At 71.4% G+C, this 16,151-nt stretch carries 17 protein-coding genes; 4 read left to right on the top strand and 13 right to left on the bottom strand.

Features of this window, described 5'->3' with window-relative positions:
* Window positions 1-42: 42 nt before the first annotated feature.
* Genes AC4BGC_RS07670 through AC4BGC_RS07660 form a run of 3 tightly spaced genes read left to right on the top strand, consistent with a single transcriptional unit; the run spans window position 43 to window position 2,344 of the window.
* The gene (locus AC4BGC_RS07670) at window positions 43-933 is read left to right on the top strand and encodes a beta-keto acid cleavage family enzyme (RefSeq protein ID WP_490544459.1); all 891 of its coding nucleotides are present in this window, start codon (window positions 43-45) and stop codon (window positions 931-933) included.
* Window positions 930-1,877 (top strand): 3-hydroxyacyl-CoA dehydrogenase NAD-binding domain-containing protein, encoded by a 948-nt coding sequence (locus AC4BGC_RS07665; RefSeq protein WP_490544461.1) that lies wholly within the window; start codon window positions 930-932, stop codon window positions 1,875-1,877. The genes AC4BGC_RS07670 and AC4BGC_RS07665 overlap by 4 nt, the downstream gene beginning before the upstream one ends.
* A complete protein-coding gene (locus tag AC4BGC_RS07660; protein ID WP_490555034.1) occupies window positions 1,874-2,344 on the top strand; it encodes a thioesterase family protein in 471 nt (156 codons plus the stop codon). Before AC4BGC_RS07665 ends, AC4BGC_RS07660 begins: the two co-directional genes overlap by 4 nt.
* 3 nt (window positions 2,345-2,347) lie before the next feature.
* Here AC4BGC_RS07660 and AC4BGC_RS07655 read toward each other — a convergent pair whose 3' ends face one another.
* Entirely contained in the window at window positions 2,348-3,343 is a 996-nt protein-coding gene (locus AC4BGC_RS07655; RefSeq protein ID WP_490555033.1) for a zinc-binding metallopeptidase family protein, read from the bottom strand.
* 501 nt (window positions 3,344-3,844) lie between these two features.
* Between AC4BGC_RS07655 and AC4BGC_RS07650 the strand changes: the two genes are divergently transcribed.
* Entirely contained in the window at window positions 3,845-4,519 is a 675-nt protein-coding gene (locus tag AC4BGC_RS07650) for a GNAT family N-acetyltransferase (RefSeq protein WP_490555032.1), read from the top strand.
* A gap of 96 nt (window positions 4,520-4,615) precedes the next feature.
* Here AC4BGC_RS07650 and AC4BGC_RS07645 read toward each other — a convergent pair whose 3' ends face one another.
* The 12 genes from AC4BGC_RS07645 to AC4BGC_RS07590 are packed head-to-tail and all read right to left on the bottom strand — an operon-like array spanning window position 4,616 to window position 16,133.
* On the bottom strand, window positions 4,616-5,044 hold the full coding sequence (locus AC4BGC_RS07645; protein ID WP_490555031.1) for a type II 3-dehydroquinate dehydratase: 429 nt from the start codon (window positions 5,042-5,044) through the stop codon (window positions 4,616-4,618).
* On the bottom strand, window positions 5,041-6,156 hold the full coding sequence (gene aroB, locus AC4BGC_RS07640; protein WP_490555030.1) for a 3-dehydroquinate synthase: 1,116 nt from the start codon (window positions 6,154-6,156) through the stop codon (window positions 5,041-5,043). The genes AC4BGC_RS07645 and aroB overlap by 4 nt, the downstream gene beginning before the upstream one ends.
* Window positions 6,149-6,694 (bottom strand): shikimate kinase, encoded by a 546-nt coding sequence (locus AC4BGC_RS07635; protein WP_490555029.1) that lies wholly within the window; start codon window positions 6,692-6,694, stop codon window positions 6,149-6,151. The genes aroB and AC4BGC_RS07635 overlap by 8 nt, the downstream gene beginning before the upstream one ends.
* Window positions 6,691-7,869 (bottom strand): chorismate synthase, encoded by a 1,179-nt coding sequence (aroC, locus tag AC4BGC_RS07630; protein ID WP_490555028.1) that lies wholly within the window; start codon window positions 7,867-7,869, stop codon window positions 6,691-6,693. Before aroC ends, AC4BGC_RS07635 begins: the two co-directional genes overlap by 4 nt.
* Window positions 7,870-7,911: 42 nt before the next feature.
* Window positions 7,912-8,718, bottom strand: coding sequence for a prepilin peptidase (locus tag AC4BGC_RS07625; RefSeq protein WP_490555027.1), 807 nt, complete (start codon window positions 8,716-8,718; stop codon window positions 7,912-7,914).
* Between the two features lie 29 nt (window positions 8,719-8,747).
* Window positions 8,748-9,590 (bottom strand): shikimate dehydrogenase, encoded by an 843-nt coding sequence (locus AC4BGC_RS07620; RefSeq protein ID WP_490555026.1) that lies wholly within the window; start codon window positions 9,588-9,590, stop codon window positions 8,748-8,750.
* A 3-nt stretch (window positions 9,591-9,593) separates the two neighbouring features.
* Window positions 9,594-10,769 (bottom strand): endolytic transglycosylase MltG, encoded by a 1,176-nt coding sequence (gene mltG, locus AC4BGC_RS07615; RefSeq protein ID WP_490555025.1) that lies wholly within the window; start codon window positions 10,767-10,769, stop codon window positions 9,594-9,596.
* Between the two features lie 10 nt (window positions 10,770-10,779).
* On the bottom strand, window positions 10,780-11,268 hold the full coding sequence (ruvX, locus tag AC4BGC_RS07610) for a Holliday junction resolvase RuvX (protein WP_490544482.1): 489 nt from the start codon (window positions 11,266-11,268) through the stop codon (window positions 10,780-10,782).
* A gap of 6 nt (window positions 11,269-11,274) precedes the next feature.
* Complete coding sequence (gene alaS, locus AC4BGC_RS07605) at window positions 11,275-13,935, bottom strand: alanine--tRNA ligase (protein WP_490555024.1); 2,661 nt, start codon at window positions 13,933-13,935, stop codon at window positions 11,275-11,277.
* 3 nt (window positions 13,936-13,938) lie between these two features.
* Window positions 13,939-14,193, bottom strand: a complete 255-nt coding sequence (locus AC4BGC_RS07600) for a DUF6167 family protein (RefSeq protein WP_490555023.1) — start codon at window positions 14,191-14,193, stop codon at window positions 13,939-13,941.
* A 21-nt stretch (window positions 14,194-14,214) separates the two neighbouring features.
* Complete coding sequence (locus tag AC4BGC_RS07595; protein ID WP_490544488.1) at window positions 14,215-14,715, bottom strand: hypothetical protein; 501 nt, start codon at window positions 14,713-14,715, stop codon at window positions 14,215-14,217.
* Window positions 14,716-14,726: 11 nt separating this feature from the next.
* A complete protein-coding gene (locus tag AC4BGC_RS07590; RefSeq protein ID WP_490555022.1) occupies window positions 14,727-16,133 on the bottom strand; it encodes a replication-associated recombination protein A in 1,407 nt (468 codons plus the stop codon).
* Between the last annotated feature and the right edge of the window lie 18 nt (window positions 16,134-16,151).

Here is a 16,151-nt window from a genome sequence, read left to right as displayed (position 1 = left end):
CCACGCACCACCAGACAGGGAGGCACCACCGTGCAGCACACGATGAACCGCAAGGTCATGATCACCTGCGCCCTCACCGGCGCCGGCGACACCGCCGGTCGCTCCGAGCACGTGCCGGTCACGCCCGAGCAGATCGCGGAGTCCGGCATCGCCGCGGCCCGCGCGGGGGCGACGATCATCCACATCCACGTGCGCGATCCGGAGACAGGCGTGGGCTCGCGCGAGGTGTCCTACTACCGCGAGGTCGTGGAGCGGATCCGGGCGAGCGACGTCGACGTCATCATCAACACCACCGCCGGGATGGGCGGCGACCTGATGCTGGACCCGCAGAACCCCACCGACTTCGTCGAGGGCACCGACCTGGTGAACGGGGTGGAGCGGCTCAAGCACGTCGAGGAGCTCCTGCCCGACATCTGCACGCTCGACTGCGGGAGCCTGAACTTCGGCGAGGGCAGCCTGGTCTACGTGAGCACACCCGACATGCTGCGCGACGGCGCGAAGCGGATCCAGGAGCTCGGCGTCCGCGTCGAGATGGAGATCTTCGACACCGGGCACCTGTGGTTCGCCAAGCAGCTGGTCGAGGAAGGGCTGATCGACGCGCCCCCGATGTTCCAGCTGTGCATGGACATCCCCTACGGCGCCCCCGCCGACCCGCGGCTGCTGGCGACGATGGTCGAGCAGCTCCCCGACGGCGCCGTGTGGGCGTCGTTCGCGCTCGGGCGGATGCAGATGCCCTGGGTGGCGCAGTCGGTGCTGCTGGGCGGCCACGTCCGGGTCGGCCTCGAGGACAACCTCTACCTGAGCAAGGGAGTGAAGGCGACGAACGCGCAGCTCGTCGAGCGTGCGCGGACGATCATCGAGGCCATGGGCGCGGAGGTCGCGACCGCCGACGAGGGTCGCGAGATCCTGGACCTGAAGCCGAGGGCCGCATGAGCACGCCTCCGGTGGCGGTCGACGACGTACGCACCGTGTGCTGCGTCGGGGCCGGAGTGATCGGCGGCGGCTGGGCGGCGTACTTCCTGGCACGCGGGTACGACGTGGTCGCCTGGGACCCCGCCCCCGACGCGGAGGCGCGGCTGCGGCACCTCGTCGACGCGGCATGGCCGGCGCTGACCCAGCTCGGGCTGGCGGAGGGCGCGGACCGCTCCCGTCTCCGGTTCGAGCCGGACCTCGCCAAGGCGCTGGCGGGCGCCCAGTTCGTCCAGGAGAGCGCGCCCGAGGACCTCGACCTGAAGGTGAAGCTGCTCGCGGACATTGACGCGGCCGCCCCGGAGGGGATCGTGATCTCGTCCTCGACCTCGGGCTACGGGATGAGCGAGATGCAGGTCGCCTGCGCCACCCCCGGGCGCACGATCGTCGGACACCCGTTCAACCCGCCGTACCTGATCCCGCTGGTGGAGGTCGTCGGTGGAGGGGACACCTCGCCCGAGGTGGTCGCCTGGACCTCGGACTTCTTCAAGCACGTGGGCAAGTCGGTGATCACGATGGATCGCGAGGTGCCCGGGTTCATCGCCAACCGGCTCCAGGAGGCGCTGTGGCGCGAGGCGCTGCACATGATCGCCGAGGGTGAGGCGACCGTGGAGCAGATCGACCTCTCCATCACCGACGGCCCTGGGCTGCGCTGGCCGCTCCAGGGCCCGATGCTGACCTTCCACCTCGCCGGTGGCCAGGGCGGGATGGCGCACATGCTGGACCACTTCGGCCCCTCGCTGAAGTCTCCCTGGACCAGGCTGGACGCCCCCGAGCTGACCCCGGAGCTGCGTGACGCGGTCGTGGACGGGTGCGACCGCGAGGCGGACGGGCGCACCATCGACCAGCTGGTCGCCGAGCGCGACGCGGGCGTGATTGCCGTGCTGCGAGCCCTGGGCCGCGTGTGAGCGAGGCGCAGGCGGCTCCCCCCACCGGGCCGCTGACCACCTGGACCGAGGGCGTCCGCGACGAGTGGATCGACTACAACGGTCACCTCTCCGAGGCGTACTACGTGCTGGTGCTCGGGAACGCCACCGACGAGGTGATGGAGGCGGTGGGCCTCGGACCGGCGTACCGCGAAGCCAAAGGGTCCTCGCTGTTCACCGTGGAGGCGCACATCCGCTACCTCGACCAGGTGGGTCCCGGCGAGGAGCTGGAGGTGCGCTCGTGGGTCGTGGGTGCCAGCTCGAAGCTGCTCTGGATCTGGCACGAGCTCTGGGCGGGCGGCACCCTGCGCGCGACCGAGGAGATCCTCGGCGTACACGTCACCGGCAGCGCCTCGTCCCCGTTCCCCGACGAGGTGCGGTCGAGGATCGAGGCCGCTCTGGTGCCGCCGGGCCCGGACGCGTCCCGCGCGATCCGGATCCGCGGCTAGCGCTCAGGCGTCCCGCGCGGCGGGGGCGAGCGAGGCGACGAACTCGAGCTTCTCGAGCACAGCGTCGGGGATCACGAACGGGTAGAGGTCCTCGTGGCCCATGCTGCGGTTGATCATGTTCAGCGCCACGCTGAGCGGGACCCACACCCCCACGACGACGTCGCGGAAGTGCGAGAACCGCGTGATCGCGTTGACGGTCGCGAGGCCGTACTCGGACGCGGTCTGGATGGTGTCGCTGATGTGCAGGTAGTGCGCCCACGTCTCGGCGAAGTCCTCGAACGGGTGCATCGTGGCGTAGCTGGAGATGTAGGACGTCTCCCAGCCCTCGGGTGGGCCCTCGGCGTAGTGCCGGTCGATCTCGGCCTGGTAGTCCTTCGACTCGTCGCCGAACAGCTCGCGGCAAGGCTCGATCAGGTCACCCTGCACCAGCTGCCACTCGTAGTAGTGACCGACCTCGTGGCGGAAGTGCCCGAGCATGGTGCGGTAGGGCTCCCCCAGCCGCTCGCGGACCTTCTCGCGGTGGGCGACGCGGCTCTCGGCGAGGTCGATGGTGATCAGGCCGTTGGCGTGGCCGATCACGACGTTCTCCTCGACGCTGCTGAGCAGGTCGAAGGCCAGCCCGTTCTCGGGGTCCTGGCCCTTGCCGACCACAGGGAACCCGAGGGTGTCCAGCTCGGTGATCAGGTGGCGCTTGGCGGCCTCGGCCGCCGGGTAGTTCGCCAGTCCAACGGCGTCCTCGTCGTTGGGCCGGGTCCGGGTCAGGTCGCAGGCGAAGCACTGTCCCCCGTCGGTCCGCGCCAGCCAGGTGCACCCGGAGAGCCCGATGTTCGTGCACACGAACCATTCGTCCCCGTGCCCGTCGACGTAGCGCCCCTTCCCGTCCACCGGCACGATCGCCCGCTCGTCGCGCGAGTAGCCGAGGCGGCTGCCGCAGGACACGCACGCGGAGTTCTCGAAATGCAGGGGCTGGTCACAGATACGACACCGAAAAGCCTTCACCCCGAGAGCCTTCCACAATCCCCCCACCCCAACCCCCCGCGGGCCAGCAGATGGTCGATCGGCGCTTCAGGGTGGTCGATCAGCGACCTCTCCCGGTGGTCGAGCAGCGAGCGAACCCTTGCGTCGAGCAGCGAGCGCCAGCGAGCGAAGAGCCGAGACGAGCGGGTAGTCGGGACCACACCAGGCGACTCGGAAGCCAGACGTACGACGGCACGAGGTCCCGCACTCGGACGTACGACGGGGCACGCGACCACATGGTGGTCGAGCAGCGAGCGAAGCGAGCGGATAGCCGAGACCACTCAAGGTGACTCGACAGGCAGTCGTACGCCGAAGCACGCGACCGCAAGGTGGTCGAGCAGCGAGCGCCAGCGAGCGGATAGCCGAGACCACTCAGGGTGACCCGACAAGCAGCCGCACGACGGTGCACGCGACCACAACGGTGGTCGAGCGCCCCGGCGTACCTCCGACCCACCACCCCGCGCGCCGTAGCCTCTCGGTGTGATGCGGAACTTGGCGATCCGGCCTCTGTCGACCGGGGACGAGGGACTGCTCGTCCGGGCCACCCTCGGGAACCTGAACTGGAGTGAGGACCGCTTCACCGAGGACGACGTCCGGGACAGGGCTGAGTTCTGGCACTACACACGGCTGGACAGTGATCGCGGGGACTTCGGGTTCGTGGCGGAGGTCGGGGGCGAGCCGGTCGGGGTGGGGTGGGCGCTGTTCCTGTCCAGCGCGGACCCGGGGTATGGCTTCCTCGACGACTCCGTCCCCGAGGTGAGCTTGTGGGTCCGGGAAGACGGCCGGGGCGAGGGCGTCGGCCGGCTGCTGCTGGAGCGGCTGCAGCAGGAGGCTGCGGCCCGAGGTCTCCCCCGGCTCAGTCTGTCGGTCGAGGACGGCAACGATGCCCGGCGCCTCTACGCGTCCCTGGGGTTCACCCCGATCAGCGGCCGAGAGGCAGACGGAGTGATGGTCTGGGAGCAATTGGGTGCCGAGGAGCGACGTGACCTCGTTGGCACCGGCGAAGTTCGGCGGCCCGGCCACCTAGTGGTTGCGTGCTTCGGCGTACGGCTGCCTGTCGAGTCACCCCGATTGGTCTCGACTATCCACTCGTCTCGCTGTCCGCTCGCTGGCGCTCGCTGCTCGACGCAAGGCTTCGCTCGCTGCTCGACCACCTAGTGGTCCCAACGTGGTCTCGACTCTTCGCTCGCTGGCGCTCGCTGCTCGACCGCCTGCGGGGTCGCGTCCCTCACCGCCGGTCGGCCGGAGCCGAAGTCAGCGGCCGGCGAGGTACTCCAGTGCCTGGCGGTAGCCGTCGATCCCCTGCCCGGTGATCTCCTTCGCGGCGTGCGGGGTGACGACCGAGTGGTGCCGGAACTCTTCCGGTCGCGACTTGGGGTCGCTGATGTGCAGCTCGACCATGGGCGCGACCAGCTGGGCGCAGGCGTCGTAGAGAGCCAGCGAGTAGTGCGTCCACGCGGCGGCGTTCAGGACGACCGGAGTCTCGTCGTCGGCGGCCCGGTTGAGCCAGTCGAGCAGCTCGCCCTCGTGGTTGGTCTGCCGCACCTCGACGTCGAGGCCCAGGTCGGTGCCCCAGCCGCGGCACAGCTCGACGAGGTCGGCGTACGTCGTGGTGCCGTAGATCTCCGGCTGCCGGCGACCGAGCCGTCCCAGGTTGGGTCCGTTGAGCACCAGGACCTTCACGAGGCCACCCCCCTCACGAGTTCGTACGCCGCCCGCAGCACGTCCTCGTCGGGATCGGTGAGGATCGCGGGGCGGGCCAACCCGTCGAGCACCAGGAACCGGAGCTGGGCCCCACGGGCCTTCTTGTCCACGCGCATCGTCGCGAGCACCTCCTCGAACGGCAGGTCGGCGCCGACCTCGGCCAGCGTCGTCGGGAGCCCGACCGAGGCGAGCACGGCTGCGTGCCGCTCCGCCGTGGAGTCGTCGAGCCGTCCCACCAGCCGCGCGACCTCGGCGATGAAGACCATCCCCAGGGCGACCGCCTCGCCGTGGCGGACGCGGTAGCCGGTGCCCTTCTCGACGGCGTGCGCGAGGGTGTGCCCGTAGTTGAGGGCCTCCCTGCCCGGGTGCCCGTCGGTGCCACCGGTCTCCTTGAGGTCTCCCACCACGACGTCGACCTTGACGGCGATCGCCCGCTCCACCAGCTCGCGGAGCACGGCGGACCCGGGCTGCAGCGCCTCGGCGGGCGAGGCCTCGACCAGGGAGAGGATCTCCGGGTCGGCGATGAAGCCGCACTTGAGCACCTCCCCGAGACCGGCGACGAGCTCGGCCGGCGGGAGGGTCTCGAGCACGTCGAGGTCGCAGATCACGCCGGCGGGCTCGTGGAAGGAACCGACCAGGTTCTTGCCGGCACCGGTGTTCATCCCGGTCTTGCCGCCGACCGCGGCGTCGACCATGCCCAGCAGGGTCGTGGGCACGTGGACCACGGGGACGCCCCGTAGCCAGGTCGCGGCGATGAAGCCGCCCATGTCGGTGGTCGCGCCGCCGCCGACGGTGACCACCGCATCGGAGCGGGTGAACCCGGCCGCGCCCAACTGCTCCCACGCGTCCACGGCGACCTGCGCGGTCTTGGCCGACTCCCCGTCCGGGAGCGGCAGGCGCAGCAGCTCGACCCGCTCGCCGAGTCCGGCCACGACCCGGTCGGCGAGACCGGAGAGCGCCTCGGGGTACGCGAGCGCGACCCGGCGTACTTCCTGGCCCAGCATGCCGGGAAGCTCGTCGAGGACGCCGTTGCCGACGACCGCGTCGTAGGGCGAGGCGCCGCCGACGTGCAGCCGGGTCCGGTCAGCCACGGGTCTCACCCGGGACCTCGTCGGTGACCTCGTTGGGGACCAGCGCGAGCACCTGCTCGACCACCTCGTCGACCGCGAGGCCGTCGGTGTCGACGACGTGGGTCGCCACGGACTCGTAGACCGGGGTGCGCTCGTCGATTAGCTGCTTGATCCGCCCGCGCACGTTGCCCAGCAGCAGCGGGCGGGAGACACCGAGCCCCACGCGCTTGGCGGCGTCGGTGAGCCCTACGCGCAGGAACACCACCCGGTGGCCGGCGAGTGCGGCACGGGTCTGCTCGTCGAGGACAGCGCCGCCACCGAGCGCGAGCACCCCGTCGTGGTCGGCCAGGGCAGTGGCCACGGCCTCACGCTCCAGCTCGCGGAAGTGCCCCTCGCCGGAGTCCACGAAGATGTCGGAGACCGGCCGCCCCTCGGTGGCCTCGACGTCGTGGTCGGTGTCACGGAAGCCCACGCCCCAGGCATCGGCGAGACGACGACCGACCGTGGTCTTGCCCGCTCCCATCGCGCCGATCAGGACCAGGCGCGGCGTGCGGCTCAACGGAACCTCAGGGTGTCCAGGTAGCTCTCGACGTTGCGCCGGGTCTCGGTCACCGAGTCGCCGCCGAACTTCTCCAGCACGGCGTCGGCCAGGACGAGCGCGACCATCGCCTCGGCCACGATGCCCGCGGCCGGGACTGCGCAGACGTCGGACCGCTGGTGGTGCGCCACGGCGGGCTCGCCGGTCGCGACGTCGACGGTGCGCAGCGCGCGGGGAACGGTGGCGATGGGCTTCATCGCGGCGCGCACCCGCAGCACCTCGCCGGTGGACATGCCGCCCTCGGTGCCGCCCGAGCGTCCGCTGGTACGCCGCAGCACACCGTTCTCGGTGACGATCTCGTCATGGGCCAGCGAGCCGGGAGTGGCCGCGAGCTCGAAGCCGTCGCCGATCTCCACGCCCTTGATCGCCTGGATGCCCATCAGGGCACCGGCCAGGCGCGAGTCGAGCCGGCGGTCCCAGTGCACGTGCGACCCGAGGCCCGGGGGCAGGCCGTGGACGACCACCTCGACGACACCGCCGAGGGTGTCCCCGTCCTTGTGGGCCTGGTCGATCCGCTCCACCATCAGCTTGGAGGCGTCGGGGTCCAGGCACCGGACCGGGTCGGCGTCGAGGTAGGCGACCTGGTCGGCCGTCGGCACCGAGCCCGCCGGGGCAGGAACCCCACCGAGCTCCACGACGTGCGCCACCATCCGGGCGCCGGTCGCCTGCTCCAGGAAGGCCGAGGCGACCCGTCCGAGCGCCACCCGCGCCGCGGTCTCGCGAGCCGAGGCGCGCTCCAGGATCGGGCGGGCCTCGTCGAAGTCGTACTTCTGCATCCCGGCGAGGTCGGCGTGACCGGGCCGGGGGCGGGTCAGCGGAGCGTTGCGGCCCAGCGCCTCGAGCTCGGCGGGGTCGATCGGGTCCGCGGACATCACCCGCTCCCACTTGGGCCACTCGGTGTTGCCGATCACCAGCGAGACGGGGCCGCCCTGGGTGAGCCCGTGGCGGACGCCGCCGGTGATCTGGATCTCGTCCTGCTCGAACTTCATCCGGGCGCCGCGGCCATAGCCGAGGCGGCGACGCGCGAGCGCGTCGGCGATGTCCTCGGTGGTCACGCGTACGTGGGCAGGGAGACCTTCGAGGATTGCGGTGAGCGAGGGGCCATGGGACTCCCCTGCCGTGAGCCAGCGCAGCATGGGGGCAGTCTTTCACGCACGCCGTGCTGCGGTGATCAGCCCCTAGTAGCCGAGGGTCCGCGCGAGCCACGGACCGATCAGGACCGCGAGCAGCGCCCCCACCAGCATCGACGGCCCGTAGGGCACCCGCGCTCGCAGGCTGCCGCGCACGAGCCCGACCACGACCCCTCCGATGGCTCCCACGAACACGATCAGCACCAGCCCCATCAGCAGCTCCGACCAGCCCAGATATCCCAGTGCCGGTCCCAGCACCCGGGCGAGACGGACGTCGCCGAACCCCCAGGCGTTCAGCAGCCACCAGAACACCCAGAACCAGCCGCCGATCACGAGCCAGCCCCAGCCCGCCCGGTAGAGCGAGTCGAGGTCCTGGTCGACCAGGGCCGCGAGGGGGACCAGGACGGCCAGCAGGGCGTACGTCGGGTGGATGATGCGGTTCGGGAGCAGCGTCGTACGCCAGTCGATCACCAGCAGCACCACGCCGATCGGGGCCAGCGGGACCAGGTAGAGCAACGCCCCCGTCCAGCCCAGCGTCAGGCCGAAGAGTCCGCCGACCACGCCGGAGGACACCGCCAGCCACCACGCCAGGTGCGGCCGCGCCGCGATGTCGGCGTAGGGCTCCTTGGGTGGGGCAGCCGGCAGCTCGTGCGCGAACAGCTTGCGCTCGTCCTCGGTGGCCTCACCGCCCTCCTCACCCGTCGGGGAAGCCGGCCCAGGAGCGGGCCCAGGAGCAGGCTCTGGTTCCGGCTCGGGCAGCCGGGCGATGAGCAGCGGCGCGAACCAGCCGAGCAGTCCGCTCACGACGAGGCAGGCCAGGGCGGCCTGCAGGTGGGCGGGATCGGCGAGGTTCACACGGTGAGGTTAGAGGACCGCTACCGGTCCTAGGCGAAGTCGTGCACAGCCCTGCGGGCCAGCTCGGCGCGCCCGGCGTCGCGGACCAGCTCCACGGGTACGACGGCGCCGGTCATCAGCTCCATCTGGAGGATCGCCTGGTGCGCGAGCAGGTCGAGCCCGCTGACCAGCCGGCGACCGGAGTCCAGGGCTGCCCGCGCCATCGGCGTCGGCCACGGGTCGTAGACGACCTCGAAGACCGACGGCACCTCCGCGCACGCCGCGAGCAGCTCCGGCGACTGCGCCGAGGTGGGGATGGTGGAGACGACCATCTCGGCTCCGGCGAGGGACGTGCCGGTCGCCTCCGCCTCGGCGATGGAGCCCACGGACACCACGGGGGCCCTGGGGTGGCGGGCCACGGCGGTGACGGTCTCCTCGGCACGGGCAGGGTCGCGCACGAGCAGGTGGGCCGTCGTACACCCGAGCTCCGCGAGGGCGAGCAGCACCGAGGTCGCCGTCGCTCCGCCGCCGAGCACGAGCGCCGAGGCCGGTGGCTGCGGCAGCCGCTCGGTGATCGCGGCGATGGCGCCGGGGATGTCGGTGTTGTGCCCCAGTCGTCGGCCGTGGTCCAGGACCACGGTGTTGGCGACGCCGGAGAGCCGGGACCAGTCGTCGAGGGTGTCCACCAGCGGCACCACGGTCCGCTTGAGCGGCATCGTCAGCGAGAGCCCGCGCCAGGTCTCGTCGAGACCGTCCAGGAACGCCTCCAGGCCGGCCGAGTCGACGAGGATGCCGTCATAGGTCCAGTCGAGCCCCAGATGGGCGTACGCCGCCCGGTGCAGCGCCGGTGAGAGCGAGTGGGCGATCGGTGTCCCGAGGACAGCGCAACGCACCCCCTAGCACTCCTTGTCGGTGGTGCGGCAGTACTCCTGCAGTCGCTTGACGGCCACGTTGTGCTCGGCGAGCGTTGCGGAGAACACGGTCGTCTTGTTCTCGTAGTCGGGCACGAAGAACAGCCAGTCCCCCTCGGCCGGCGCCAGCGCCGCCTCGATGGTCTCCTTGCCGGGCGACCCGATCGGCCCCGGCGGGAGACCGGTGTGCACGTAGGTGTTGTAGAGCGACTTGTTGGCGCGCTCGGCCGCCGTGGTCCACACGTCGCCCTTGCGCTTGCTGACGTAGGTGACGGTCGAGTCCAGCTGGAGCTTCATCCCCTGCTCGAGCCGGTTGTAGAGCACCCGGGCCACCTTCGGGTAGTCCTCGGACCGGTTCGCCTCGTACTCCAGGATGCTGGCCAGCGTGAGCACCTGCTCGGGGTCGAGACCGACCTTGGCCGCCCGGGTCGCGATGTCAAGCGAGGCCTCCACCTCGACGGTCTTCGCCACCATCTGCTTGAGCAGCCCGAGGGCCGTCTGCTTGGGCGGCACCGTGTACGTCGCGGGGTACAGGTAGCCCTCCGGGTTCCCCTTCGCCTCGGGTGGCAGCCCGAGCGCCTCCGGGTCGGCCAGGCCGGCGGTGACGGCCTTGCGAGGGATGTCGGTCTTGTCGACGATGGTCTTGACGATCTGGTCCACCCGCGCGCCCTCGGGCACGACGACGATGCTCTGCATCAGGTTCTTCGGGTCGATCAGCACCGACAGGGCCGCGTCCGCCGGCATCTTCTTCTTCAGCTGGTAGTAGCCCACCTGGATGTTGCGCGAGCGGTCGTTCTTCTTGGCCGCCTCGGTGAAGGCGTCGACGCTCTTGACCACGTCGGCGGCCTTGAGCTCGCGGCCGATCTGCGTCGACGAGGCGCCCGACTTGACCTCGTAGAGGACCGAGCCGGTGCCGGCTCCGGAGTAGTCGGGAGCGGGAGCGAACCGGTCGCTGATCTCGCCGTACGCCCAGCGTCCGCCGAACCACACGATGGCGAGCAGCACCACCAGCGCGAGCAGCACCGGCAGGCAGCCGCGGCGGAACCGCGGCCCCCGCGGTTCGCGGTCGTCGTTCTCGTCCGTGTCCACGAATCCACCGTCCGATCCACCGAGGAAGGGTTCGCCCTGGTCGTCGACGTGCGTCTGGTCGATCTGGCTCAACGCATCTGTCCTAGTCGCTCGTGTCCCCGGCTGGCAACAGCTCCCCGGCCAGTTTGCCGGTCTGCCGTTCCCGCTCGAGGGCTCCCTGCAAGATGACGACGGCAGCAGCCTGGTCGACCACGGCGCGGCGCTTCTTGCCCTTTCGCCCCTGGGCCCGCAGCTGCCCCTCGGCAGTCACGGTGCTCAGGCGCTCGTCGCACAACCTGACCGGGACCGGGGTGACCCGGTCGGCCAGGGCACGTGCAAACGTCCGCACTTTACCGGCCGAGGGGCCCTCTCCCCCGGACATCGAGCGCGGAAGGCCCACATAGATCCGGACCGCCTCCAGCTCCTCGACGATCGCCGCGATGCGGTCCAGGTCCCCGTCGGCCCGCGGGACGGTCTCGACCGGCGTGGCCAGGATGCCGGACGGGTCACTGCTGGCGACGCCGATGCGCGCGTCCCCGGGATCGATCCCCAGGCGTACGCCGCGCAGGCCGGCGGGAGCGGAAGTCTCCATCCCGCCCTAGCGCGCGAGCTCGCGACGGATCGCCGCGAGCGCGTCCGTGGCGCGGGACGGGTCGGTGCCGCCACCCTGGGCGACGTCGTCCTTGCCGCCTCCCTTGCCGCCCAGGACCTCCGAGGCGGCACGGACGAGGGTGTTGGCGGAGATACCGGCCGCGCGGGCGGCGTCGTTGACCGCCACCACGACCGACGGCTTGCCCTTGGCCGCGCCGAGGATCGCGCTGACCCCGGGCCGGTCCGCGGGCATCCGGCCACGCACGTCCAGTGCCAGGGTGCGTACGTCGCCACCACCGGCTCCGGGCGCCTCGTGACCCACGAACAGCACTCCCCCGATGTCCTCGGCACCCGCGGCGAGCTCGCCCGCGGCGGCCAGCAGCTGCTGCACCCGGACGCGCTCGATCTCCTTCTCGGCCGCACGCAGACGCTCGACCATGTCGCAGACGCGGTCGGCGAGCTGGTCGGGCTGGACCTTGAGCAGGCCGGTCAGCTGACCGACGAGGTCGCGCTCGCGCGCGAGGTACTCGAAGCCCTCCAGGCCGACCAGCGCCTCCACGCGACGGCTGCCCGAGCCGACCGAGGACTCCGAGGTGAGCACGATCGTGCCCACCTGGGAGGAGTGCCGCACGTGCGTGCCGCCGCACAGCTCACGCGACCACGGTCCGCCGATCTCCACGACGCGGACCTGCTGGTCGTCGTAGGTCTCCCCGAACAGTGCCAGCGCGCCCCACTCCCGGGCCTCGGCCAGGGTCATGTAGTCGGCCCGCACCGCGAGGTCCTGGCGCAGGGCAGCGTTGGAGACGCGCTCCACCGCCTGCACCTGGTCGGGGCTCAGCGCCTGCGTCCAGCCGTAGTCCAGCCGCAGGTAGCCGGGCCGGTTGTACGAGCCCGACTGCAGCGCGGTGGGGCCGAGCACCTCGCGCAGCGCGGCGTGCACCACGTGGGTGCCCGAGTGCGCCTGCGCGGCGCCGGTGCGCCAGTCGGGGTCCACGGAGGCGGCGACCGCCGCGCCGGGGCGCAGCTCACCGTCCAGCACGCGCACCTGGTGGACCACCAGTCCCCGGATCGGGCGCTGCACGTCGAGGACCTCGAGCGCGCCGCCGTCCCACTCGATCGTGCCGGCGTCGGCGACCTGGCCACCGGACTCGGCGTAGAACGGCGTCCGGTCGAGCACCAGCTCACCGACCTCGCCCTCGCCGAGCGCGTCCACGGCCTTGCCACCCGAGAGCAGCGCGACCAGCGAGGACTCGGTGTCGAGGGTCTCGTAGGCGAGCCACTCCGTGGGGCCGGACTGGTCGAGGATGGACCGGTAGACGCCGGTGTCGGCGTGCTGGCCCTTCTTGGCGCGCGCGTCGGCCTTGGCCCGCTCGCGCTGCTCGTTCATCAGCCGGCGGAAGCCCTCCTCGTCGACGCTGAGGCCCTTCTCGGCCGCCATCTCCAGGGTGAGGTCGATCGGGAACCCGTAGGTGTCGTGGAGGGCGAACGCCTGGTCCCCTGGGAGGCTGGTGCCGCCCGCCGCGCTCACCCGGGTGGCGGCGGAGTCGAAGATCGTGGTCCCGGTCTGCAGCGTGACCCGGAACGCGTCCTCCTCGGCGTACGCGACGGCCGAGATCCGGTCCCAGTCCAGCATCAGCTCGGGGTAGCCCTGCGACATCTTGTCGCGGCTGACCGGCATCAGCTCGGGCAGCGCCCGGTCCTCGTAGCCGAGGAGCCGCATGGACCGTACGGCGCGGCGCAGCAGCCGGCGCAGGACGTAGCCGCGGGACTCGTTGCCGGGCCGGACGCCGTCACCGATGAGCATCATCGAGCTGCGGATGTGGTCGGCGACGACGCGGAAGCGGACGTCGTCACCGGGGTCGGCCCCGTAGCGGCGCCCGGTGAGCTGCTCGGCCATCTCGATGACGGGGAACATCACGTCGATCTCGTACATGTTGGGCTTGTCCTGGAGCAGGAGCGCGATCCGCTCCAGGCCCATCCCGGTGTCGATGTTCTGCTTGGGCAGCCGCCCGGAGATGTCGAAGTCGGTCTTGCTGCGCACGGCGCTGAGCTCGTCCTGCATGAAGACGAGGTTCCAGATCTCCAGGTAGCGGTCCTCGGCGCCGAAGTCGCCCTCCTCGCCGTACTCCGGGCCGCGGTCGTAGAGGATCTCCGAGCACGGGCCGCCGGGGCCCGGGACACCCATCGACCAGTAGTTCTCGCTCTCGCCCAGCCGGATCACCCGCTCGTCGGGGAGGCCGGTGACCTTGCGCCACAGCTCGGCCGCCTCGGGGTCACCGTGGTAGACGCTGGGGTAGAGTCGGCTCTCCTCCAGGCCCCAGCCTCCGTCGGCGAGAGGCTTGGTGACGAGGTCCCAGGCGAGCTCGATCGCACCCTGCTTGAAGTAGTCGCCGAAGCTGAAGTTGCCGCACATCTCGAAGAACGTGCCGTGCCGGGTCGTCTTGCCAACGTCCTCGATGTCGGGCGTGCGCACGCACTTCTGGACGCTGACGGCGCGCTTGTAGGGCGGCGTCTCCTGACCCAGGAAGTAGGGCTTGAACGGGACCATGCCCGCGTTCACGAACAGCAGGTTGGGGTCCGGCACCAGCAGCGACGCCGAGGGCACAGCCTGGTGGCCGGCGGCTTCGAAGTGCGCGACGAAGCGGCGGCGGATGTCGGCGGTGTCCATGGCTTAGGTGATCTCCTGCGTCGGTGTGGTCAGTTCTCGTGGTCCGTCGGGCGCCCAGCCGAGCCGGTCGCGCAGGTCGGACTCCTTCTCGTTCATGCCGGCCCGGACCTCGTCGGCGAAGAGCTGCGCCCCCACCCCGAGACCCGAGAGCCGGTCGCGGAGGCCGTCGGGCGTCAGCGCCTCGGCCGCGCGCCTTGCCTTGACCATCGCATACACGCCCGCTCCGGCGCCCGCGACGAACCACACTCCCCTGTTCATGGCGTCCTGTTCATCGCGTGCTCATGCCGCGCCGGTGCTCTCGGTGCCCCGCTGGGCGGCGCGGGACTCCCGGATGGAGGCCTTGTTCTCCTGGCGTCGTCGCCGGCGCGCGGCGCGCACCTCTCGGCGCATCTCGAACCGGATCCGGTTGCGCGACTCCGGGGACAGCGCGCGGCGCAGGCCGTGCCCGAACGCGACCGCCTTGAGGAGCGGCTCACCCACCGTGGTGCTGAGCACCACCCGGTCGGCGACGGTGGGCTCGAGGTGGGTGGTCCCCGCGTCGGTGATCACGTACGCCGGGTCGTCGACCCGGATCATCGAGGCGGACTGCCGCTCCAGCTGCTCGGTGAGCGCGTCCAGCCTGGCGCGCAGCTCCTCGGTCTCCCTCTGGGCCGCGGCGAGTGCCGCCGCCAGCTCCTGGCGCGATCGCCTGCGGGCGCGCAGCACCAGCGCCACCACGAGGGCAGCGACCAGCAGTGCGCCGACCGCGACGGCGCCGGCGATCAGGACGGGCGGTTCCATGGTGCCCGACCCTACCTGCCGCGGATCAGGCGCCTGATCCGCTCCCACCGCTCCTTGAACGCGCTCTCCGCACCGAGGTTGGTGGGCTGGTAGTAGGTCTCGTCCAGCACCACGTCGGGGGCGTACTGCTGCTCGGCGATCCCGAACGGGGCGTCGTGGGAGTACTTGTAGCCCTTGCCGTGGCCGAGCTTCTTCGAGCCGCCGTAGTGGGCGTCGCGCAGGTGCGCGGGCACGGCGCCGATCTTGCCCGCACGCACGTCCGCGCTGGCGGCATCGATGCCCTTGATCACCGCGTTGGACTTGGGCGCCAGCGCCAGCGCGATCGTGGCCTGCGCCAGGTTGAGGCGGCCCTCGGGCATCCCGATCAGGGCGACGGCCTGGGCGGCGGCCACCGCCGTGGTCAGGGCGGTGGGATCGGCCAGCCCGATGTCCTCGCTGGCCAGGATGATCAGGCGGCGCGCGATGAACCGGGGGTCCTCGCCGGCCTCCACCATCCTGGCGAGGTAGTGCAGCGCGGCGTCGGCGTCCGAGCCGCGGATCGACTTGATGAAGGCACTCGTGACGTCGTAGTGCTGGTCGCCCTGCCGGTCGTAGCGCACCGAGGCCCGGTCGACCGCGGTCTCCGTGGTGGCCAGGTCGATCACGACCGGCCCGTCGTCAGTGGTCGCGCCGTCCTTGTTGGTCGAGCCTGTCGAGACCGCAGCCCCGGCGGCCGCCTCGAGGTATGTCAGCGAGCGCCGGGCGTCCCCGCCCGCGAGCCGGACCAGGTGGTCGAGGGCGTCGTCCTCGATCGTGACCTGCCCGTCCAGCCCGCGCGGGTCGGTGAGCGCTCGCTGGATCACCCCGCGCACGTCGTCGTCGGTGAGCGGCTCCAGCGTGAGCAGCAGCGAGCGCGACAGCAGCGGGGAGATCACGGAGAAGAACGGGTTCTCGGTCGTCGCGGCCACGAGCGTCACCCAGCGGTTCTCCACCCCGGGGAGGAGACCGTCCTGCTGGGCCTTGCTGAACCGGTGCACCTCGTCGACGAAGAGCACCGTCTCCTGCCCCGTGGCGACGAGCCGGTTGCGGGCGCTGTCGATGGCGGCGCGGACCTCCTTCACGCCCGCGGAGACGGCAGAGACCTCCACGAAGTGCCGGTTGGTCTGGCCGGAGACGATCGAGGCGATCGTGGTCTTGCCGGTCCCCGGCGGTCCCCAGAGCAGCAGGGACATCGGCTGGTCCCCCTCGACCAGGCGACGCAGGGGTGCGCCGGGAGCGAGCAGGTGCTGCTGGCCGACGAGCTCGTCGAGGTTGCGCGGGCGCATCCGTACGGCGAGAGGAGCCGAGGTGTGCGTGTTGCCGGCCAGGGTCCCCGACGAGCCGGTAGCCGCCGTCGAGGGTCCCGATCCGGGTCCGTCGTACGCGAAGAGGCCATCCACCGTGCGACCCTATCCGGC

It is taken from the genome of Nocardioides sp. Z38_18, from assembly GCF_058215695.1.
Note: the sequence above shows the minus strand (reverse complement) of the source record. Positions and strands in the feature narration are given on the sequence as shown.